This window comes from Enterobacter sp. AN-K1 (assembly GCF_020971765.1).
GTDB classification, from domain to species: domain Bacteria; phylum Pseudomonadota; class Gammaproteobacteria; order Enterobacterales; family Enterobacteriaceae; genus Enterobacter; species Enterobacter hormaechei_C.
In genome coordinates this window covers 2493755-2515583 of sequence record NZ_CP087390.1, presented here as the reverse complement: position 1 = coordinate 2515583, position 21829 = coordinate 2493755, and the positions used below count along the sequence as shown (strand labels likewise).

Annotated in this window: 20 protein-coding genes and 5 tRNA genes; 4 read left to right on the top strand and 21 right to left on the bottom strand. The window is 53.9% G+C overall.

Going from position 1 to position 21829, the window contains the following annotated elements; genetic code table 11:
• Positions 1 to 306 precede the first annotated feature (306 nt).
• From rplL to LOC22_RS12035, 11 genes are all read right to left on the bottom strand, one after another.
• Complete coding sequence (gene rplL / locus LOC22_RS12085; RefSeq protein ID WP_002445276.1) at positions 307 to 672, bottom strand: 50S ribosomal protein L7/L12; 366 nt, start codon at positions 670 to 672, stop codon at positions 307 to 309.
• Between the two features lie 66 nt (positions 673 to 738).
• Positions 739 to 1236 carry a 50S ribosomal protein L10 gene (gene rplJ / locus LOC22_RS12080; protein ID WP_003862338.1) on the bottom strand — a complete coding sequence of 166 codons (498 nt, stop codon included), beginning with the start codon at positions 1234 to 1236 and terminating at the stop codon, positions 739 to 741.
• Positions 1237 to 1525: 289 nt separating this feature from the next.
• Complete coding sequence (gene rplA, locus LOC22_RS12075; RefSeq protein WP_006810530.1) at positions 1526 to 2230, bottom strand: 50S ribosomal protein L1; 705 nt, start codon at positions 2228 to 2230, stop codon at positions 1526 to 1528.
• Between the two features lie 3 nt (positions 2231 to 2233).
• The gene (gene rplK / locus LOC22_RS12070) at positions 2234 to 2662 is read right to left on the bottom strand and encodes a 50S ribosomal protein L11 (RefSeq protein ID WP_003862340.1); all 429 of its coding nucleotides are present in this window, start codon (positions 2660 to 2662) and stop codon (positions 2234 to 2236) included.
• A gap of 156 nt (positions 2663 to 2818) precedes the next feature.
• Positions 2819 to 3364, bottom strand: coding sequence for a transcription termination/antitermination protein NusG (gene nusG, locus LOC22_RS12065; protein ID WP_003862341.1), 546 nt, complete (start codon positions 3362 to 3364; stop codon positions 2819 to 2821).
• Between the two features lies 1 nt (position 3365).
• Positions 3366 to 3749, bottom strand: coding sequence for a preprotein translocase subunit SecE (secE, locus tag LOC22_RS12060; RefSeq protein ID WP_003862342.1), 384 nt, complete (start codon positions 3747 to 3749; stop codon positions 3366 to 3368).
• A gap of 227 nt (positions 3750 to 3976) precedes the next feature.
• Positions 3977 to 5161 (bottom strand): elongation factor Tu, encoded by a 1185-nt coding sequence (gene tuf / locus LOC22_RS12055; protein WP_014885484.1) that lies wholly within the window; start codon positions 5159 to 5161, stop codon positions 3977 to 3979.
• Between the two features lie 118 nt (positions 5162 to 5279).
• Positions 5280 to 5355: transfer RNA gene (locus LOC22_RS12050), tRNA-Thr, on the bottom strand.
• 6 nt (positions 5356 to 5361) lie between these two features.
• Positions 5362 to 5436 (bottom strand) — tRNA-Gly (locus tag LOC22_RS12045).
• A 116-nt stretch (positions 5437 to 5552) separates the two neighbouring features.
• A tRNA-Tyr gene (locus LOC22_RS12040) sits at positions 5553 to 5637 on the bottom strand.
• An 8-nt stretch (positions 5638 to 5645) separates the two neighbouring features.
• Positions 5646 to 5721 (bottom strand) — tRNA-Thr (locus tag LOC22_RS12035).
• Positions 5722 to 6038: 317 nt separating this feature from the next.
• Here LOC22_RS12035 and coaA point away from each other — a divergent pair.
• Positions 6039 to 6989: a type I pantothenate kinase gene (coaA, locus tag LOC22_RS12030; protein ID WP_015569977.1), complete on the top strand. Its 951-nt coding sequence runs from the start codon at positions 6039 to 6041 to the stop codon at positions 6987 to 6989.
• Positions 6990 to 7030: 41 nt separating this feature from the next.
• Here the strand turns inward: coaA and dppF are convergent, their stop codons facing one another.
• From dppF to LOC22_RS11985, 9 genes are all read right to left on the bottom strand, one after another.
• Positions 7031 to 8044: a dipeptide ABC transporter ATP-binding subunit DppF gene (gene dppF / locus LOC22_RS12025; protein ID WP_017383568.1), complete on the bottom strand. Its 1014-nt coding sequence runs from the start codon at positions 8042 to 8044 to the stop codon at positions 7031 to 7033.
• Positions 8041 to 9024, bottom strand: coding sequence for a dipeptide ABC transporter ATP-binding protein (dppD, locus tag LOC22_RS12020; protein WP_015569978.1), 984 nt, complete (start codon positions 9022 to 9024; stop codon positions 8041 to 8043). Before dppD ends, dppF begins: the two co-directional genes overlap by 4 nt.
• A gap of 10 nt (positions 9025 to 9034) precedes the next feature.
• On the bottom strand, positions 9035 to 9937 hold the full coding sequence (dppC, locus tag LOC22_RS12015) for a dipeptide ABC transporter permease DppC (protein WP_006810535.1): 903 nt from the start codon (positions 9935 to 9937) through the stop codon (positions 9035 to 9037).
• A gap of 9 nt (positions 9938 to 9946) precedes the next feature.
• The gene (dppB, locus tag LOC22_RS12010) at positions 9947 to 10966 is read right to left on the bottom strand and encodes a dipeptide ABC transporter permease DppB (RefSeq protein WP_006810536.1); all 1020 of its coding nucleotides are present in this window, start codon (positions 10964 to 10966) and stop codon (positions 9947 to 9949) included.
• A gap of 161 nt (positions 10967 to 11127) precedes the next feature.
• The gene (dppA, locus tag LOC22_RS12005) at positions 11128 to 12735 is read right to left on the bottom strand and encodes a dipeptide ABC transporter periplasmic-binding protein DppA (RefSeq protein ID WP_006177809.1); all 1608 of its coding nucleotides are present in this window, start codon (positions 12733 to 12735) and stop codon (positions 11128 to 11130) included.
• Between the two features lie 621 nt (positions 12736 to 13356).
• Positions 13357 to 13433: transfer RNA gene (locus LOC22_RS12000), tRNA-Pro, on the bottom strand.
• A 91-nt stretch (positions 13434 to 13524) separates the two neighbouring features.
• Complete coding sequence (eptB, locus tag LOC22_RS11995; protein ID WP_017383570.1) at positions 13525 to 15219, bottom strand: kdo(2)-lipid A phosphoethanolamine 7''-transferase; 1695 nt, start codon at positions 15217 to 15219, stop codon at positions 13525 to 13527.
• Positions 15220 to 15457: 238 nt separating this feature from the next.
• Entirely contained in the window at positions 15458 to 16660 is a 1203-nt protein-coding gene (locus tag LOC22_RS11990) for an MFS transporter (protein ID WP_230238924.1), read from the bottom strand.
• A gap of 238 nt (positions 16661 to 16898) precedes the next feature.
• Complete coding sequence (locus LOC22_RS11985; RefSeq protein WP_048973805.1) at positions 16899 to 17441, bottom strand: lipase; 543 nt, start codon at positions 17439 to 17441, stop codon at positions 16899 to 16901.
• A gap of 160 nt (positions 17442 to 17601) precedes the next feature.
• On the opposite strand from LOC22_RS11985, the gene tag reads away from it, so the two are divergent.
• Positions 17602 to 18183 (top strand): DNA-3-methyladenine glycosylase I, encoded by a 582-nt coding sequence (gene tag / locus LOC22_RS11980; RefSeq protein ID WP_017383572.1) that lies wholly within the window; start codon positions 17602 to 17604, stop codon positions 18181 to 18183.
• Positions 18161 to 18601, top strand: coding sequence for an N-acetyltransferase (locus tag LOC22_RS11975; protein ID WP_032646843.1), 441 nt, complete (start codon positions 18161 to 18163; stop codon positions 18599 to 18601). Before tag ends, LOC22_RS11975 begins: the two co-directional genes overlap by 23 nt.
• Here LOC22_RS11975 and LOC22_RS11970 read toward each other — a convergent pair.
• The gene (locus LOC22_RS11970) at positions 18570 to 20939 is read right to left on the bottom strand and encodes a molybdopterin guanine dinucleotide-containing S/N-oxide reductase (RefSeq protein ID WP_044488942.1); all 2370 of its coding nucleotides are present in this window, start codon (positions 20937 to 20939) and stop codon (positions 18570 to 18572) included. The genes LOC22_RS11975 and LOC22_RS11970 overlap by 32 nt on opposite strands.
• A 122-nt stretch (positions 20940 to 21061) precedes the next feature.
• Between LOC22_RS11970 and LOC22_RS11965 the strand changes: the two genes are divergently transcribed.
• Positions 21062 to 21724, top strand: a complete 663-nt coding sequence (locus LOC22_RS11965) for an OmpA family lipoprotein (protein ID WP_015569987.1) — start codon at positions 21062 to 21064, stop codon at positions 21722 to 21724.
• Positions 21725 to 21829 lie beyond the last annotated feature (105 nt).

The following is a 21829-nucleotide window of genomic DNA, read 5'->3' as shown; positions in this document are numbered from 1 at the left end:
TCGCTGACAAGTCGACCCATCTGCCCGACGAAGGGACAGTTTGTGCAACACCATTTTGTGGACCGGAAAATTGAATACTTTCCGCAATACCTGTTGCTATCACGCTTAAACCATTTCATTGCGATTTACACAGAGCGAGCACCCTGTCGCAGTATATTAAGTCGTCGATAGAAACAAGCATTGTCAGGACAACCAGCAGTCAAACAGTGTGAAATGCTGCTGATGCCTTACAGCGCAAAAAGGCTGGTGACTAAAAAGTCACCAGCCATCAGCCTAATTGCTTAGGCTGCAACCAGAAAAGTTGGCTTATTTAACTTCAACTTCAGCGCCAGCTTCTTCCAGAGATTTTTTCAGTGCTTCTGCGTCGTCTTTGCTCACGCCTTCTTTCAGCGCAGCTGGAGCAGATTCTACCAGGTCTTTAGCTTCTTTCAGACCCAGGCCAGTTGCGCCACGTACTGCTTTGATTACAGCAACTTTGTTCGCGCCAGCAGCTTTCAGAATTACGTCGAATTCAGTTTTTTCTTCAGCAGCTTCAGCCGGGCCCGCAGCTACAGCTACAGCAGCAGCAGCAGAAACACCGAATTTTTCTTCCATTGCAGAAACCAGCTCTACAACGTCCATTACGGACATAGCTGCTACTGCTTCAATGATTTGATCTTTAGTGATAGACATTTAAATTGTTCCTGAAAATCAGAATAAGTTTATACGTAAGCAAATGCTTTATAAAGATAACTGCGATTAAGCAGCTTCTTTCGCATCGCGTACAGCAGCCAGAGTGCGAACCAGTTTGCCAGCCGCAGCTTCTTTCATGGTTGCCATCAGGCGTGCAATTGCTTCTTCGTAGGTCGGCAGGGTTGCCAGGCGATCGATTTGCGATGCCGGGATCAACTCACCTTCAAAGGCTGCAGCTTTGACCTCAAATTTTGCATTCGCTTTCGCGAACTCTTTGAACAGACGAGCAGCAGCGCCCGGGTGTTCCATAGAGTATGCAATCAGGGTCGGACCAACAAACGTGTCTTTCAGGCACTCGAACTGAGTACCTTCAACTACGCGACGCAGCAGGGTGTTACGAACAACACGCATGTATACGCCAGCTTCACGACCTGCTTTACGCAGTTCAGTCATTTTGTCTACAGTAACGCCACGGGAATCCGCAACTACTGCAGACAGCGCGCCTTTGGCTACTTCGCTGACTTCAGCAACAATCGCTTGTTTGTCTTGAAGATTTAAAGCCATTAGCTTTGCTCCTGGATGTTTGCCGGAACTCATGTTCCGGAACTCACTTCACTCGACCCAACGGGAAGAGCGTCTTAATACGGTGAGCAGAAACAAGCCAGAGTATTTAAAATAATCTTAGCGTTCTGTCACCGTCTACGCAGGGGATTAAGTTTCTTGCGAAACACCTGCGGTCTTCGACGGAGGCCTGGATAGGCCAGGCTCCAACGAACAATTCTTTTAGCCGCTAACTTTTGTTAGCAAACGTGGGGGTAAGATTGTAGACAAAATCACCGCCCACGTAAAGGCATTAGTTTGCAGCAGCGCTCAGGCCAGCCTGGTCAACTGCAACACCTGCACCCATGGTGGTGGAGATGCTAACTTTCTTGATGTACACGCCTTTCGCCTGAGTTGGTTTTGCTTTTTTCAGCGCAACCAGCAGAGCTTCCAGGTTTTCTTTCAGTTTGTCAGCGTCAAAGTCCACTTTACCGATGGTGGTGTGGATGATGCCGTTTTTGTCGTTACGGTAACGAACCTGACCTGCTTTAGCGTTCTTAACCGCTTCAGCAACGTTAGGCGTTACAGTACCCACTTTCGGGTTTGGCATCAGGCCGCGTGGACCCAGAACCTGGCCCAGCTGGCCAACAACGCGCATTGCATCTGGAGAAGCAATAACAACGTCAAAGTTCATTTCGCCTTTCTTGATCTGATCAGCCAGATCTTCCATACCTACCAGTTCAGCGCCGGCAGCTTTAGCAGCTTCAGCGTTTGCACCCTGAGCAAATACAGCTACGCGTACGGAACGGCCAGTACCGTGTGGCAGTACAGTTGCGCCACGAACGTTCTGATCGGATTTACGAGCGTCGATGCCCAGGTTAACGGCAACGTCAACGCTTTCAACGAACTTAGCAGTTGCCAGTTCTTTCAGCAGAGCGATAGCTTCGTTGATGTCGTACTGTTTGGTCGCATCAACTTTGTCACGGATCACGGACATGCGCTTGGTCAGTTTAGCCATTTCTTAGTCCTCCACTACCAGGCCCATGGAACGTGCAGTACCTTCGATGGAGCGAGTCATCGCTTCAATGTCGGAACCAGTCATGTCGGCAGCTTTGGTCTGCGCGATTTCCTGCAACTGAGCGCGGGAAATTTTACCCACTTTGTCTTTGTTCGGCTTACCGGAACCAGACTTGATGCCCGCTGCTTTCTTCAGCAGAACTGCTGCTGGAGGGGTTTTGGTAACGAAAGTGAAAGAACGGTCAGCGTAAACAGTGATTACAACTGGGATTGGCAGACCTTTTTCCATGGATTCAGTTTTGGCGTTGAACGCTTTACAGAATTCCATGATGTTCACACCCTGCTGACCCAGAGCTGGACCAACTGGTGGACTTGGGTTCGCCATACCTGCTGCAACCTGCAGCTTGACGTAGGCTTGTACTTTCTTAGCCATTCTAAAATCCTCTGATTGGGTAATAACGCCTCAGAGAGGCTCCCCGTGAATAAAATTCGTTTTACGGGCCGGGGCCCATAAAAACAAAAGGCGCGAAATTGTATTCCAATCTCGCGCCCTGTGCAACGATTAAATCGTCGCTTTTTTGATCGCTGCTTAGGCTTTTTCTACCTGAGCAAAGTCCAGCTCTACCGGGGTCGCACGACCAAAGATAGAAACGGAAACTTTCAGGCGGGACTTCTCGTAGTCCACTTCTTCGACGACGCCATTGAAGTCAGCAAACGGACCGTCGTTAACACGAACCATCTCACCCGGTTCAAACAGCGTTTTCGGACGCGGTTTATCACCAACCTGCTGGAGGCGGTTCATAATCGCATCAACTTCTTTGTCGCTGATTGGCGCCGGACGGTCAGATGTGCCGCCGATAAAGCCCATCACGCGTGGTACGCTGCGCACCAGGTGCCAGCTCGCGTCGTTCATCACCATCTGAACCAGCACGTAACCCGGGAAGAATTTACGCTCGCTTTTGCGACGTTGGCCGCCACGGATCTCAACCACTTCTTCGGTCGGAACCATAACTTCGCCAAATAACTCTTCCATATTATGTAATTTGATATGCTCACGCAGCGACGTAGCTACGCGGCCTTCAAAACCGGAAAACGCCTGAACGACGTACCAGCGCTTTTTAGGGGCTTCAGACATCTCAGAACCTCAGGCCAGTGATAAAGGATACCAGGCGAACCAGAATACCATCCAGTCCCCACAGGATCAGTGACATTACAGCGGTTACCGCCGCTACAATCAGCGTGGTGTGCAATGTTTCCTGGCGAGTCGGCCAAATGACCTTGCGGACTTCGGTACGCGCTTCGCGGGCAAACGCAACGGTCGCTTTGCCTTTCGTCGTCAACAGCGCGACACCACCCGCCGCAGCAATCAGAATTACCACTGCAAGCGCGCGTAGCGGCAGCATCATGTCACGATAAAGATAGTTGCCGACAATCGCCACAATCAGCAGCACGGCTACAACTACCCATTTCATCGCTTCCAGGCCGCGCCCGCTCCCTTGAGCTTCGGTATTCGCACTCATAAACCAACCTGTCAGAAGTATTCTACAAACATTTTCACCCCGCGTGTGCGAGGCAAACCAATCGAAATGCTATTCGCTTTTCGTATTATACGCTCTCCGCAGAGCCTGTCTCAGCAATGATTATGACAAAATTAATCACTGATGAGCCAGGTTCTGATGTGAAAGCGTGCAAAAAGGGCATCAAATGATGCCCTTTTATTGCGCATTGCGTCAAATGTTATCAGCGATTAGCCGAGAACTTTAGCAACAACGCCCGCGCCAACGGTACGGCCGCCTTCACGGATTGCGAAACGCAGACCGTCGTCCATCGCGATTGGGTGGATCAGCGTCACAACCATCTTGATGTTGTCGCCTGGCATTACCATCTCTACGCCTTCTGGCAGTTCGATGGTACCGGTCACGTCAGTTGTACGGAAGTAGAACTGTGGACGGTAGCCTTTGAAGAACGGAGTATGACGGCCGCCTTCGTCTTTGGACAGAATGTACACTTCAGATTCGAACTTGGTATGTGGCTTGATTGAGCCTGGCTTCGCCAGAACCTGACCACGTTCGATTTCTTCACGTTTGATACCACGCAGCAGAACACCAACGTTCTCACCAGCACGGCCTTCGTCCAGCAGTTTGCGGAACATTTCAACGCCAGTACAGGTAGACTTCGCAGTCTCTTTGATACCAACGATTTCAACTTCTTCACCCACTTTGATGATACCGCGCTCTACACGACCGGTAACAACGGTACCACGACCGGAGATGGAGAATACGTCTTCGATTGGCAGCAGGAATGGCTTGTCAATCGCACGCTCTGGTTCTGGGATGTAAGAATCCAGGTAGCCAGCCAGTTCGATGATTTTCGCTTCCCACTCTGCGTCACCTTCCAGCGCTTTCAGCGCGGAACCACGAACGATTGGAGTGTCGTCGCCTGGGAAATCGTACTGAGACAGCAGTTCACGAACTTCCATCTCTACCAGTTCCAGCAGCTCTTCGTCATCAACCATGTCGCATTTGTTCAGGAACACGATGATGTAAGGAACGCCTACCTGACGACCCAGCAGGATGTGCTCACGAGTCTGAGGCATAGGGCCGTCAGTCGCAGCAACAACCAGGATCGCGCCGTCCATCTGCGCAGCACCGGTGATCATGTTTTTAACATAGTCGGCGTGGCCTGGGCAGTCTACGTGTGCGTAGTGGCGAGTCGGGGTGTCATACTCAACGTGAGAGGTGTTGATGGTGATACCACGAGCTTTTTCTTCTGGTGCGTTATCGATCTGGTCGAAAGCACGAGCAGCACCGCCGTAGGTTTTAGCCAGTACGGTAGTGATTGCAGCGGTCAGCGTTGTTTTACCATGGTCAACGTGGCCGATAGTACCGACGTTAACGTGCGGTTTTGTACGTTCAAACTTTTCTTTAGACATCGATTGTCCCTCTAAGACACGGATAAATCGGTGATATCACCACATCAACCAGGCGAAAATGCCTGAACTGTTGAATACATTTACATTGAAACAGAGAGAAAGGGAGGGAGAAGTGAAGTGGTGCTGATACCCAGAGTCGAACTGGGGACCTCACCCTTACCAAGGGTGCGCTCTACCAACTGAGCCATATCAGCACGTATTGGAGCGGGCAGCGGGAATCGAACCCGCATCATCAGCTTGGAAGGCTGAGGTAATAGCCATTATACGATGCCCGCATCCTGAAACTCGGCTACCCAGTTCTTTCTGTAACAAAAAAAGAGATTTCTCTCTTTTCTGTTCGAGCTGGTCAATTTTTCCAACCAGCTCCGGCGGCGTTGTCGCTGCCAGAAAGTGGTGGTGGGGGAAGGATTCGAACCTTCGAAGTCTGTGACGGCAGATTTACAGTCTGCTCCCTTTGGCCGCTCGGGAACCCCACCGGACTTGATGGTGCCGACTACCGGAATCGAACTGGTGACCTACTGATTACAAGTCAGTTGCTCTACCTACTGAGCTAAGTCGGCATCAAGTAGCGCGCATTCTATGGAGACCTGCGCAGTCATGCAACTAAAAAATTGCATAAAACGTTCTTTCGCTCACATTTTATTCGAAACCAGGGCTAACCGCTGTAAATTCATCCGCTCACGGTTAAAAATTCAACATGAACGCCTGATTTCGGCACGCTATAGCCCCAGGTGATGCCTGCCCGGTTAAGCATCGCTTTCCCATATTTTTTCTTATTATTCCTCTCATCTGGTGTTAACCTCCTGCCCATTGTCCAAAATTAACTATGTGATGAGCCCGCACCCGCCGTTTCGTGATGGTTCACAGAAGCATGCTTATGAGCAAAAAAGAGCAAACGTTAATGACGCCCTATCTTCAGTTTAACCGTAGCCAGTGGGCAGCCCTGCGTGACTCCGTCCCTATGACACTGACGGAAGGTGAAATCGCACGGCTAAAAGGGATAAACGAAGATCTCTCCCTGGAAGAGGTGGCAGAAATCTATCTCCCCCTCTCTCGCTTGCTTAACTTCTATATCAGCTCCAATTTGCGTCGTCAGGCCGTACTGGAACAGTTCCTCGGCACGAACGGTCAACGTATTCCTTATATCATCAGTATTGCGGGCAGCGTGGCAGTGGGTAAAAGTACCACCGCGCGCGTGCTACAGGCGCTGCTGAGCCGCTGGCCGGAACACCGCAGCGTGGAACTGATCACCACCGACGGCTTCCTGCATCCCAACGAGGTGTTGAAAGAACGCGGCCTGATGAAAAAGAAGGGCTTCCCGCTCTCTTATGATATGCACCGCCTGGTAAAGTTTGTTTCAGATCTAAAATCGGGCGTACCTCACGTTACCGCGCCGGTTTACTCGCATCTGATCTACGACCGCATCCCGGATGGCGACAAAACGGTTGTGCAGCCCGACATCCTGATTCTGGAAGGCTTAAACGTCCTGCAAAGCGGGATGGATTATCCTCACGATCCGCATCATGTGTTTGTCTCTGACTTTGTCGATTTCTCAATTTATGTCGATGCGCCGGAAGATTTGCTGCAACGCTGGTATATCAACCGCTTCCTGAAGTTCCGCGAAGGCGCGTTCACCGACCCGGATTCCTACTTCCACAACTACGCCCAGCTCTCTGAAGAAGAGGCTATCAGCGTGGCGACCGGGCTGTGGAATGAGATCAACTACGTCAACCTCAAAGAGAACATCCTGCCGACGCGCGAACGCGCAAGCCTGATCCTCACCAAGAGTGAGAAACACGCCGTCGACCAGATTCGTTTACGGAAGTAGACCTCAGACGTAAAAAAACCGGCTTAACGCCGGTTTTTTATTTATGCCTGCGGCTTTTCGCCGTTTTCATCCTGATCGACCGCGAAGCAGGCCACCAGCTGTCCGCCATAATCCTTCAGCTGTGGCTGCAACTGCGTGCACGGGCCGAAGCGGCGACGGCAACGGGCGTTGAACGCACATCCCGGCGGTGGGTTCAGCGGGCTTGGCAACTCGCCGGTCAGCTTAATGCGCTCCCGGCGGTCATCCGGGTTCAGTCTCGGCGTTGCAGACAGCAGCGCCTGGGTATACGGATGACGCGGGTTAGTAAAGATCTGATCTTTCGTCCCCTTCTCCACGCAGCGTCCCAGATACATCACCATCACCTCATCGGCAATGTGCTCAACCACGGACAGGTCATGGGAGATGAAGACGTACGACAGTCCCAGATCCTGCTGTAAATCCATCATCAGGTTAAGCACCTGCGCGCGAACGGACACGTCAAGCGCTGAGACCGGCTCATCGGCAATCACCACGTCCGGGTCAAGCATCAGCCCACGGGCGATGGCAATACGCTGACGCTGACCGCCAGAGAACATATGCGGGTAGCGATCGTAATGCTCGGTTTTAAGCCCCACCTTCGCCATCATCGCCAGCGCTTTTTCACGACGCTGCTCTTTGCTCAGATTGCTGTTAATCAGCAGCGGCTCTTCCAGAATCTGCCCCACTTTTTTACGCGGGTTTAAAGAACCGTACGGGTTCTGGAACACAATCTGGATTTTTTGACGACGCAGCTTCTGCGCCTGCGGATCGTGCTTGAGCAGATCCTGGCCCTGATAGTAAAGCTCGCCGCCGGTTGGCGTTTCGATCATCGTCAGCAGACGGCCCAGCGTGGATTTTCCACAGCCCGACTCCCCGACGACCGCCAGCGTTTTACCGCGTTCAAGGCTGAAGGAGACGCCGTCCAGCGCTTTTACCAGGCGCTCGGGGGCAAAAATCCCCTTCTTCACCGGGTAATGTTTTTTCAGGTCGATAGCCTGCAACAGCGGCTGTTGCGTGGTGGCCTCGTGCGTACTCATAGTGTTGGCCTCCCGGCATCATCGAGTGGGTAGTGGCATTTTGACTGCCGACCATCGGCCAGCAGATTCAGCTCTGGCTCCTCGGCGCGGCATTTATCCGTCGCATACGGGCAGCGCGGATTCAGCAGGCAGCCCTGCGGACGGTCATATTTACCCGGAACCACACCCGGCAGTGACGCCAGACGCGCTTTGTCCTGGGCAAACTCCGGCAGCGCGCGCAGTAACGCCTGCGTATACGGGTGACGCGGCGCGCGGAAGATATCGTGCGAACTTCCGGTCTCCACCACCTGACCCGCGTACATCACGATGATTTTGTGTGCCGCTTCCGCCACCAGCGCCAGGTCGTGCGTAATCAGCACCAGCGCCATATTCTCTTTCTGCTGCAACTCCAGCAGCAGCTCGATGATTTGCGCCTGGATGGTTACGTCCAGCGCGGTAGTTGGTTCATCCGCAATCAGCAGTTTTGGTCGACAGGCAATCGCCATGGCGATCATCACGCGCTGGCTCATGCCGCCGGAAAGCTGATGCGGGTAAACGTCCAGACGCGATGCTGGGTCAGGTATCCCCACCAGGTTCAGCAGATCGATAGCACGCTGGCGACGGGTTTTCTTGTTGCCGCCCTGATGCACCTTAATGGCTTCCATAATCTGGAAACCGACGGTGTAGCATGGGTTCAGGCTGGTCATGGGGTCCTGGAAGATCATCGCCACTTCCGCGCCCACCAGCTGGCGGCGCTGTTTTTCGGAAATGCGCTTCAGATCCTGACCGTTGAACTCCAGATTTTCCGCCATCACGCGGCCGGGGTAGTCAATCAGCCCCATAATCGCCAGCGAACTCACTGACTTACCGGAGCCCGACTCTCCTACAATCCCGACCACTTCGCCCTGATTAACGCTGTAGCTGATGCGGTCCACGGCGCGAAACGGTGTGCCTTCGTCGCCAAAGTGCACGGATAATTTATCTACATTTAATAACGCCATCTCGTGCCTCTTACTGCTTCAGTTTGGGATCAAGTGCATCACGCAGACCGTCACCCATCAGGTTAAATGCCAGCACCGTCAGCAGAATCGCCAGACCCGGGAAGGTGACGACCCACCAGGCGCTTTGCGCGAACTGCAACACGTCGGAGAGCATGGTGCCCCACTCCGGTGTGGGCGGCTGCGCACCCATGCCAAGGAAGCCAAGAGCGGCCATATCAAGAATGGCGTTAGAGAAACCGAGCGACGCCTGAACAATCAGCGGCGCAAGGCAGTTTGGGAAAATATTGATAAACATCTGACGCATCGCACCAGCACCCGCCACGCGAGAGGCGGTAACGTAGTCGCGGTTCACTTCCACCAGCACCGCCGCACGGGTCAGACGCACGTAATGCGGTAGCGCAACAAACGTCAGCGCAAGCGCGGCGTTACCAATCGACGGACCAAAGATCGCCACCAGCACCAGCGCCAGCAGCAGGCTTGGCAATGCCAGCATAATGTCGACGACGCGCATGATGATGTTATCAACAATGCCGCCGAAGTAGCCTGCCACCAGGCCGAGTACGATCCCCATGATCAGCGACAGTACGACAACGAGGCAGCCAACCAGCAGCGACAGGCGTGCGCCGTACATCAGGCGCGACAGCACATCGCGGCCCACGTCGTCGGTGCCCAGCAGATGCGTCAGGCTTCCGCCGTCCTGCCATGCAGGAGGTGCCAGCAGCGCATCGCGGAACTGATCAGCCGGGTTATACGGCGCAAGGACGTTCGCAAACACCGCAATCAGGATCATGATGGAAACATACACCAGCCCGACGACCGCGCCTTTGTTGCGCTTGAAGTAGTGCCAGAACTCCTGCATCGGCGTCATTGGCACCGGTGCGGTGACCACTTTATTTTGAGTAACTTGTGACATGATGGCCCCTTACTTCTTATGACGAATACGCGGGTTCACCACGCCGTACAGCAAATCGACCAGCAGGTTGACGAGGATAATCATCGTCGCGACCAGCAGTACACCGCCCTGCACAACCGGATAGTCACGGCGTTGCAGCGCATCAATCAGCCAGCGTCCAAGACCCGGCCAGGAGAAGATGGTTTCGGTCAGGATCGCCCCCGCCAGCAGCGTACCGACCTGCAAACCGATAACGGTCACCACCGGCAGCATAGCGTTACGCAGGGCATGAATGATGATGACGCGCATACGGGTCAGGCCTTTAGCGCGGGCAGTACGAATATAATCCTCGCCCAGCACTTCCAGCATGGAGGAACGGGTCATACGCACGATCACCGCCAGAGGGATGGTGCCCAGCACCATTGCAGGCAGGATCATGTGCGCAACCGCATCAATGAAGTTGCCCTCTTCGCCCCAGATCGCCGTATCAATCAGCATAAAGCCGGTTAACGGGTTGGTGTCGTCAAGGAAAACCATATCGCTGACGCGTCCGGAGACCGGCGTCAGGTTCCACTGCACCGAGACCAGCATGATCAGCATCATGCCCCACCAGAAGATAGGCATAGAGTAGCCGGTCAGTGCCAGGCCAACAGCGGTGTGGTCGAAAATAGAGCCACGCTTAACGGCAGCCAGTACGCCAACGGGGATCCCTACCGCGGTCGCGAAGATCATGGCGCAGATACCGAGTTCCAGCGTCGCTTTAAAGCGCGGTACGAACTCGTCCCACACCGGAAGACGGCTTTTCAGTGAAATCCCTAAATCGCCGTGCAACACACCCCAGATATAGTGGAGATACTGCTGCCACATCGGCTTATCAAGGCCGAGTTCAGCCAGCAGTTGCGCATGACGTTCAGGGGAGATACCACGCTCGCCTGCCATAATCATTACCGGGTCACCCGGGATCATATGGACGAAGGCAAAAGTGAGAAGGGTGATACCGATAAACGTCGGGATAACCAGTCCCAGACGTCGGAGGATGAACTGCAACATAACCCGGATTCTCTCTGATGACGCACGCCCAGTGGCGTGACGTCTGTATTGCTCACAAATGTAAATTCCCTCTCCCTGTGGGAGAGGGTTAGGATGAGGGGATGCATGCACGCCCCTCACCCCTGCCCTCTCCCACAGGGAGAGGGAGAACACCCTACTTATTATTCAACAGACACGTTTTCGAAGTGGTGTTTGCCCAGTGGATCAACCACGTAGCCCTTCACTTCTTTACGCACTGGCTCGTACACGGTGGAGTGAGCAACAATCAGAGCCGGAGCCTGATCGTGCATGACAACCTGAGCTTGCTTGTACAGTTCAATACGTTTGTTGTGATCGTCGGTCGCACGCGCCGGCTGGATCAGATCTTCAAATGGCTTGTAGCACCAGCGAGAATAGTTAGAACCGTCTTTCGCTGCCGCACAGCTGAACAGGGTCGCGAAGAAGTTGTCCGGATCCCCGTTGTCGCCGGTCCAGCCCATCATGACCGCCTGGTGTTCGCCCGCTTTAGCGCGCTTCAGGTACTCGCCCCACTCGTAGGTCACAATTTTGGCCTGTACGCCAATCTTCGCCCAGTCAGCCTGAACCATTTCCGCCATACGACGTGCGTTCGGGTTGTAAGGACGCTGTACCGGCATCGCCCACAGCTCGACGGTGAAGCCTTTGTCCTGGCCCGCTTCTTTCAGCAGCGCTTTCGCTTTCTCAGGATCGTAGGTGTAGTCCTTAATGTCGTCGTTATAACCCCACATGGTTGGTGGGATCAGGTTCTTGGCCGCAACGCCCGCGCCCTGGTAAACGGCTTTGATGATCGCTTCTTTGTTCACCGCGTAAGTCAGCGCCTGACGCACTTTCACGTCATCGAACGGTTTCTTCTCGGTGTTGAAGGAGAGATAACCCACGTTCAGGCCCGCCTGCTCCAGCAGGTTGATATTTTTGTCCTGCTTCATACGCGCGATGTCAGCCGGGTTTGGATACGGCATCACCTGACATTCGTTTTTCTGCAATTTTGCGTAACGCACGGATGCGTCAGGCGTGATGGAGAAGACCAGACGGTCGATCTGCGGCTTGGTACCCCAGTAGCCCGGGAAGGCTTTATACAGAATACGGGAATCTTTCTGGTACTGAAGCAGCTGGAACGGGCCGGTACCGATTGGGTTCAGGTCCACTTTTTCCGGCGTGCCGGCTTTCAGCATGTTGTCAGCGTACTCTTTAGAGAGAATCGAGGCGAAGTCCATCGCCAGGTCAGCCAGGAATGGCGCTTCCGGACGCGTCAGCACAAACTGAACGGTTTTATCGTCCACTTTTTTCACTTCAGCGATCAGGTCTGGCAGACCCATCCCTTCGAAGTATTCATAGCTGCCGCCAGACACTTTATGGTACGGGTTCTGGGCATTTTTCTGACGGTCGAAGGAGAACACAACGTCGTCGGCGTTAAAGTCGCGCGTAGGTTTAAATTCTTTGCTGTCCTGCCACTTCACGCCCTGGCGCAGGTGGAAGGTATAGGTTTTACCGTCTTCGCTGACATCCCACTTTTCAGCCAGGCCAGGAATTACTTCCGTGGTGCCGGTTTTAAATTCAACCAGACGGTTATAGATCGGTACAGAGCTTGCGTCGTAAGTCGTACCAGAGGTAAAGAGCTGTGGGTTAAAGCCTTCCGGAGAGCCTTCAGAACAGTAAACCAGGGTTTTTGCCTGTACGCTTGCTGCAACGGTCATGGCCACCAGGCTCAGACCAAGCTTCAGCATCCCTGACTTCTTCAAGGAAATACTCATTATTGTGCTCCAATGTGATGTTTTGCTTTGTTGTGTTACGCCGCCTGACCTTTATTTATTTTTTACCCGGTCCGGTCGGTGATGCCCGAAGGCGTTAAAAGGGATAGAGAATCCTTTCAGAAGAGCGTTTGAGTTGCAGCGCAGATCCTCCCTGAAATGCCCCTCGTGCCCTACAATCTGTCAACAGAATGTGAAAACGTCAATACAGGTGGCGGGGATTTACGTGGAGTGTGAGAAACCGCAAACAAAGATTAAAAAAACCCTGACCGTGAGTTTTCAGCAGAGAAATTTATGCTACTCGCCATGATGCAGCACAATTATCTTCATATTTCGCAACACTCAGTGATTAAGTTTTATTCAGAATGGGTAAATTTTCTTACAGAATGGTGATTATCTGAGCACTAAATACCGCGAACGTTAAAACGCACAGCGAAAAATGCTGAGGTTATCCATAAGCAACGCGAAAAAAGATCAAACTATATATAAAAAAATACAATGGATTATGTCACAAAACCGCAAGCAGGCAGGGGGAAGCAGGGCTAAGGGGTATTTTGAGGACTCGTGCGGGGTAACGCGTTAATGCAAAAAGGGCTAACCTTGCGGTTAGCCCTTTTTAGAATGTGGTCGGCGAGAGAGGATTCGAACCTCCGACCCACTGGTCCCAAACCAGTTGCGCTACCAAGCTGCGCTACTCGCCGAATGCGGAGCGCATCTTACTGCTGAGGTGCGCCCCCGTCAATCCCTTATTTTCAAAAAGCCATTCAACTGGCGATATTCTCGCCAGACCAGCTACTGCGCGGCTTTTGTGGTGTTATCAGGGAGTTTACACCAGTTGTTGTTTTCGTTAATCCCACCGTTCGGTGAGGTATAGCCGAGACAACCCATAATGGTGTCGTACAGCTCAACGTGGCGGCGCGGTACCTTGATCTCTGCCTGCTGTTTCAGATGGGCAAACATTTTGGCTTTGTCCGGGTTTTCCAGGTACTTATCCGACATCCACATGATCATCGGCACGCGGAACTGCTCAGGCGGGGCCAGCTTACGCGGCGTGCCGTGTAAATGCTCTTTCTCGTTGATGGACTCGCCGTGGTCGGCCGCGTAAATCACAATCGCTTTCTTATCGCGAAGCTGGTCGATCACCCGGCTGAGGAAGGTATCCACATACAGAATCGAGTTATCATAGGCATTGATCAGCTCCTGCTTGCTACAGTTCTTGTTAATGCCGACGCACTCAGGCGTCCATTTGGCGAAATCGCGCGTGTAACGCTGATAGTAGCTGTAGTGTGAACCTTTGGTATGCAGAACAATAAGGTGCTTACCCTGCGGATGGTTTTTCAGCGACTGTTCCATCTCAGAGAGCAGCAGCATATCATCAACGTTTTTTCCGCGGTTACGCGGCTCGGCGCCAATCTGCTCGCGGTAGGCGATGTTATCCGCCATGGTGTTGGTGTAGAACCACATCTCACTTTGCATGGCGAACAGATCGGAGCTAAATCCAAGCTGCTTCAGAACAGCAAACACGTTTTGCTCTTTGAGAGTGCGCTGAGGATTATCACTCGCACCGCCCTCACGAACAAACATACAGCGCAACGAAAGCTTCGTGGCGGTATCGCAGGAGTAGCCGCGGTATGCCACCAGGTTCTTTTCCTGCGCCAGTTTCGGGGTGGTATCGCGGTCATAACCGAGAATACCCATATGATCCCAGCGCGTCGTTTCGCCGATAACGAAGACCACGTAAGTATCATCCAGTCCGTCAGCCGGAGCCTGGTAGGTGAACTTTTTGGTCGGGTTAATCAGCGATTTCACATCGCTGGATTCGTCCGCCTGAGCCCAGGCATAGAGACCTAGCGCCGACAGCCAGTTAGACGGCAGATACGAGTTAGCCACCACGCCGCCGTAGCTTGGCATATCTACGCCTGTCGCTTTTTCGATCCGCTTTTGCTGTTTTTCCATCAGGCGAATAGGCGCCCATACCAGCAGACCCGCCAGAAGAACGACGGCGACGTTGCGGATGCGTTGCCCACGGGTACGCAGCTGGCGTAACAGGGTATAGCGACAGGTATTACTCCAGATAAAGAAGAGCGGGATCAGGCAGGTCAAAATCGTCCACATGATGAACCCTTGCCCCACCACCTCTTTCGAGAGGTCGATGTCCGTGGTCATCACCGAGGCCACAATACCGTAGCCAATGACCACATTCATGAATGTCATGTAATAGCTTGCGGCGGCAGAGATAATCACCACCAGCGAGGCCAGAACCTGCCATGTACGTCTGCCAAAAAGCGAGAGCAGACGTAGCAGGAAGAAGGTTGCCAGAATTGAGCCAAACACTTCAATCGCGGCGAAAATCCCGTTTCTTACGGTGAGGTGTTCAAAATAACCTTCCACTCTTCTGAACAGCACCGCGCCATTCAGAAACAAACCGATATAGACAGCCAGCATCAGACACAATCTTTGCTGGGTAAGAGACCTGATATATTTCATGCAAACAACCCTGGGGGAAGGGGTATAAAGACCCGCCGAATCTCATTGAGAAAGCAGACAGAGTAAGTAGGTGCGAGATAAACCGTTATCAGAAACGTCTACAAGCGCGATAAGTAGACCACAGCGAGGAAGAAAAGTGGCAGCAGAGAATGTGAATCGATGAAAATTTTTACAAAATAACAAGTCCGGAAGTGATATGGCGATAAAAAAAGAGGCCCTGCGGCCCCTTTTTATCGAATCATGCATGCGCTTCTTTATAGACCTCGCGTTGCGGCTGACGAATCGTGGTGGACAGCGCCAGTGAAATAATCAGCAAGGCAAATATCACGCAGAATGTCACGTAGAAGCCACCAAACAGCGAGGCAATCAGCGATCCGCAAATACTGCCGATACCGAAGCCGAGATAAATCACACCGTAGTTTTTCGCCAGATTGTTCAGCCCGAAGAACTCGCTCACCAGCGACGGGAAGACGGTAATGGTGCCGCCAAAGTTAAAGGCTACGCAGGCTATCGCCGCAAAGAATGTCGCTTCGTTCAGCGGAGCGAACAGCAGCGCCGCCATCCCCACCAGGGATATCACCTGCCCCAGCGTAATCACGCGGATCCTGGCGATTTTGTCAGACAGGATACCCAGTACCAGACGACCCGAGAGGTTAGCAATGGAGATGACCGTTACCGCGTTCGCCGCCGTCGCCGCGTCCAGTTTCACCATTCCCTGCGCGATATCTTTCGCCACGCCGATGACATACAGACCGCTCATGCAGGCCGTCAGGAACATCACCGCCAGCATCCAGTACTGCGGTTTACGCATGGACTGTGCAAGGGTGAAATCATTCTCCACCACACCGTTAACGGTTTTCACTTCCTGCTGCGGCGCGTCTTTCATCAGCGTTGCGCCGAAGAGGATCATCACTAGCACAATCACGCCCCAGATCATAAAGGTTTTCTCAAGCCCCACCGAGGCCAGCAGATGCGCATCGATGAATTTGAAGCCGAGGCTGCCCAAGCCATATGAACCGATGGCAAACGCGGAGATAAGCCCTTTACGCTCCGGGAACCACTTCACGCAATTAGACAGCGTCAGCAGGTAACCTGCGCCGTCCGCCAGCCCCACCAGCACCCCGGCGCTCAGCCACAGCATCATCAGGTTATCGGAATATGCCGTCAGGAAGAAGCCCACGCCCAGCAAGATCCCGGAGGTCATGGTTACACGCTTCACGCCGAAGCGCTCCTGAAGTTTGCCCGCCACGGAAGAGGAAATTGCTAACCCAAGACTCAGCAAGCCGAAGGAGAACGCCACCTGGCTTATCGGCGCGCCGATCTTATCAGACAGGGCGCTGTTAAACAGGCTCCAGGTATAGACCGATCCCAGTGCGAACTGGGTAACGATGGTGCCGAATAGCGTCAGCCAACGCGTGCGGTTATAAGTTGATGTGTTCATGGCAGTGTCCTGCAAGATAAATTAAGGAAATTCGCTGAGGACACGATAAACAAAACCCCATAACACCAGGGGTAAAACGGCATGAAATGCAGGAGAAACGGAATGAAATGCCTGGAAGCGGGAATGAATGACCTTGCCGGAGAAGAAAAAGCTCAAAGGTGAGCGATCACTATCGCTACAGTCCCTGCCGTTATTGTATTAAATATGTTACCGCAGCGTTTAAAAAAGTAACAACCCTTTAAAATTTGGCGCTCAATCCCAGCGTATATAAATATTCTTCTTCAGTTTGCTGGTTATAGCTGATCTTCGCCCAGGGGTGTAAATCACCATACTGCGTATCGACACGCCACCCCAATGAGTTCACGCTGGCATGCCAGAGTGGATCGGTAAGCGACTGCGTGGTGGTTGTATCCTCAAACGCATTCACTGGTGCGGAGGGAGCGTCATCAGTGCGCCACGCCATTACGGGCCCGGTGGTGAAATGTCCCGCCACGGGAAAATTCCAGCCAACGCTCAGAACGGTTTCCGCATCCGAACCGGAGGGATCGTTCAGGGTAAACCCCGCAGCATTCTGCGTACGGTTAATACGCTCCGCGAGAATATCTTCATAACGAGGTTGGTGATCGGCGTCCCATGTATAGCGTTCCATCGTATTACTTTGAGCATCTGAAACGATATATTCCTGTTGCCACGCAAAAGCGGTGTTACAAAAAAGCAGGCAGACTGAAACACCCACCAGGCCAGAAGCAGCATGGCGACCACTGATTTTTTTTATCATCATCAAAGCGACTCCAGAAAGAGCCGAGTTCGGCGATATATGTCATTGTTCGAAGAGGTATTAGGGCGTATAGCCCTGTATTAACTATTGTCTCTTTAGCAGACACGTCAAGCCGGGCAGATTGAAATTTTTGCGTTTACCGTATCAGGAAGGGAGATGACCTATGCAACGTTGCGGCTGGGTAAGCCAGGATCAGCTTTATATCGATTATCACGACAAGGAATGGGGCGTACCGGAAACCGACGGTAAAAAACTGTTTGAAATGATTTGCCTTGAAGGCCAGCAGGCCGGACTGTCGTGGATCACCGTTCTGAAAAAGCGTGAGAACTATCGCAAAGCCTTCCACCAGTTCGATCCGGCTGCGGTTGCCGCCATGACCGACGACGACGTGGAAAGGCTGGTTCTGGATACCGGTATCATCCGCCATCGCGGTAAAATTCAGGCCATTATTGGTAACGCGCGTGCTTATCTGGCGATGGAGCAAAACGGCGAACCCTTCTCAGCATTCGTCTGGTCGTTTGTGGATAACGAGCCGAAGGTGACGCAGGCCGCCACGCTTGCAGAGATCCCAACGTCGACCCCCGCCTCAGATGCCCTGTCGAAAGCGCTGAAAAAACGCGGCTTTAAGTTTGTGGGCACCACCATCTGTTACTCCTTTATGCAGGCCTGCGGGCTGGTCAATGACCACATTACGGGCTGCTTCTGCCATCCGGAGGGCCACCATGATCCGCAAATGGCAAAGTGAGGACACCGCTCCGCTTTTGAGTCTGTGGCTGGAGAGCACCACCGAGGCGCATCCGTTTATCGACGCAAGTTACTGGCAAGCGAATGAAGCGGTAGTGCGGGATGAATACCTTCCCGCCGCCGAGACCTGGGTCTGGGAGGAAAGCGGTACCCTGTGCGGTTTTATCAGCGTCATGCAGTTCCAGTTCGTGGGGGCGTTGTTTATCGCCCCGGCGTTCATCGGAAAGGGGATCGGGCGTGCGCTGCTGAACCACGTTCAGCAGCACTATCCGTATTTAACTCTGGAGGTGTATCAGAAAAACGTGCGGGCGGTGAATTTCTATCATGCTCAGGGTTTTCGCATCGAAGACAGCGCCTGGCAGGATGATACCCAACACCCGACGTGGATCATGAGCTGGCAGGCGGATCAAACGCCGTAAGGGTAAGCGCCGGCCCCTCATATTTCTCCACCCATGCCAGCGCCGTATTCCCCGCGCAGCCATTCCCCAGCTTCGAGCTGGGGAGATCTTTGGTCAGCACGTTTACGGCGCCGTTCTTACAAATACCGCCCTCGTCCAGCGCCAGATCCGGCCATGCGCCCTGATGAATGCAGAAAACGCCAGGGCGGATCCCGTCACTCACCACGGCGCCTGCCAGCACCTGCCCGCGCGCGTTCCAGACCCGAACGAGGTCGCCGTGGTTAATCCCCCGCGCCTTTGCGTCATCGCTGTTCAGCGCAATCGGCTCACGACCCGCCACCGCATACTGCTCGCGCAAAGCCGAATAGTTGAGCTGGCTGTGCAGACGATGGGCGGGATGGGCAGACAGCAGCTGAAGCTGCCCCGGCTGCGCATTGCCATGCCATTCGTCCGGCTCCAGCCACGCCGGATGTGGCGGACAGTCCGCGTAGCCAAAGCTGGCGATGCGTTCGCTGTAGATCACAATCTTCCCGCTTTCGGTTTTTAGCGGGTGATTCTCCGGATCGCGACGGAAGTCAGCAAAGCGCACAAACCGCGCATTCTGCTCGCTTTCCGGCATTTCGAAGAGTTGATTCGCCTCCCAGAACTCAGCGAATGGCGGCAGCGTCACGCCCTGCGCAGCCCCGCGCTGGCTGGCAATCTGGTAAAACGTTTCCAGCCATTGCAGATCGGTTTTGCCCTCGGTGAAACGCTCCCGACCGCCCGCTTCCCACATTTCACTCAGGTCGGCAAAGACATCAAAATCATCCCGCGCTTCATCCCGGGGAGCCACGACGCGCTTCATCGGCACCATATGCTGATTACTGTAATCCCCCGTCATGGTGAGATCGTTACGCTCGAACGAGGTCGTGGCGGGCAAAACGATATCGGCATGTTTCGCTGACGCGGTCCAGAAGCACTCCGAGATCACCACCAGTTCCGGTTTCTGCCAGGCGCGGATCAGGCGGTTAGTATCCTGGTGATGGGTGAAGTTGGCCCCACCCGCCCACCAGACAAACTTAATATCCGGGAAATGGCGATCCTGACCGTTGTGCTGATAAAACCCGCCAGGGTTCTCCAGAGCTTCAACAATGCGTGCCACCGGAATTTTATCTACCGCGTCCACGCCACCCTGCACCGAGCCCTGCATGGAGGCCAGCACCGCGGCTTTTCGCGTCGGGTTGCCGCCGTTAGCAAAGTGATAGGAAAGCCCAAAACCGCCGCCGGGTGTGCCAATCTGCCCGAGCATCGCGGCGAGCGTCACCAGCATCCAGTGCTTCTGCTCGCCAAACTGCTGGCGCTGCATCCCCCAGCCGGACATGAGCATCGTGACACGGCTATGGAATAACGTCGCCAGTTCGCGGATTTTAACGGCATCAACGCCGCAAATCGCCGCAGCCCACTCTGCGGTTTTGGCGATACCGTCGGTTTGTCCCGTCAGGTAGTCGGCAAATTTATCGAAGCCCGTGGTGCAGCGCGCCAGAAATTCCGTATCGTGCCAGCCGTTCTCCACCAGGGTGTGGGCGATGCCCAGCATCATCGCCACGTCGGTGCCCATATGCGGCGCGATCCACTCGGCGCTGTCGCCGAAGAAATCCAGCGTTTCAGAACGCATCGGATCGATACAGATGATGCGCTTGCCGCTTTTGCGCAGCGCATCAAAGTAGGAAACGCCCTGCTCGTCGGACGCATTCCAGGCAATTTTCAGGGTATTGAGCGGGTTGGCGCTCCAGAGCACCACCACCTCCGCATGCTCCAGCACCAGCGGCCAGCTGGTCTGCTGCTGATAAACCTCATTCCCGCCCACGACATACGGCATGATTGCCTGCGCCGCGCCGGTCGAGTAATCGCCCAGATGGCCGGTGTATCCTCCGGCCAGGCTCATATAGCGTTGCAGCAGGGTTGCGGCCTTATGCAGCACGCCGTTCGAGCGCCAGCCATAGGAGCCGGCAAAAATGGACGACGGGCCATAGCTGTCGCGAATGCGTTTATGCTGGGTATGGATCAACGCCAGCGCGTCGTCCCAGCTCACGCGTACGAACTCATCCTGCCCACGAATACCCTGCGGCTTATCCGGTGACGCCAGAAAGCCTTTACGCACCATCGGCCAGCGGACGCGGGTTTTACTGTGTACCTGATCGCGAACGACGGTCTGTAAAGAGTTGAGATGGCGCGAAGGCAAAGCCCCGCGAGACGACAGCACAGTGTCGCCATCGGTTTCGACCAGCATCGGCCCCCAGTGGGCGGCGGTCAGAATGGTTTTTGTTGAGGTGCTCAAAGCGTGCGCTCCTGGTTGCGTGCAGGTGTTTCGGCCTTTCATTGAGGCAGTTTATCGTTTGTGACAAATTTCAGAGTTATACACTGAATTTTCTCCGTATCCGGACGTCATAATCCACTGCCACGTCCATCGTGGCAAAGAATAAAAAGGATTAAGGAAATAAGATGAAAAAACGCGTACTCGTTATTGCCGCTCTGGTGAGCGGCGCACTGGCTGTTTCTGGCTGCACAACCAACCCTTACACCGGTGAACGCGAAGCGGGCAAATCCGGCATTGGCGCGGGTATTGGTTCCCTGGTGGGCGCTGGCGTTGGCGCACTCTCCTCCTCCAAGAAAGATCGCGGCAAAGGTGCGCTGATTGGCGCAGCGGCAGGCGCAGCCCTGGGCGGCGGCGTGGGTTATTACATGGACGTGCAGGAAGCAAAACTGCGTGACAAAATGAAAGGTACGGGCGTGAGCGTGACGCGCAGCGGTGACAACATCATCCTGAACATGCCAAACAACGTGACCTTTGACAGCAGCAGCGCGACGCTGAAACCCGCCGGCGCAAACACCCTGACCGGCGTGGCCGCAGTGCTGAAAGAGTACAATAAAACTGCCGTGAACGTGATTGGCTACACCGACAGCACCGGCAGCCAGGATCTGAACATGCGTCTGTCCCAGCAGCGCGCCGATTCCGTGGCCAGCTCGCTGATCGCCCAGGGCGTAGAAGCGAACCGCATCCGCACCAGCGGCATGGGTCCGGCTAACCCGATCGCCAGCAACAGCACGGCGGAAGGCAAAGCGCAGAACCGCCGCGTTGAGATTACGTTAAGCCCGGTGCAGTAGTTAAAAGCAAAACGGCAACCCCGTTGCCGTTTTTAGTGTTTGCGCCCTCTCCCGTGGGAGAGGGTTGGGGTGAGGACATCAGACCGCAACCTCCGGTAAGCGCAG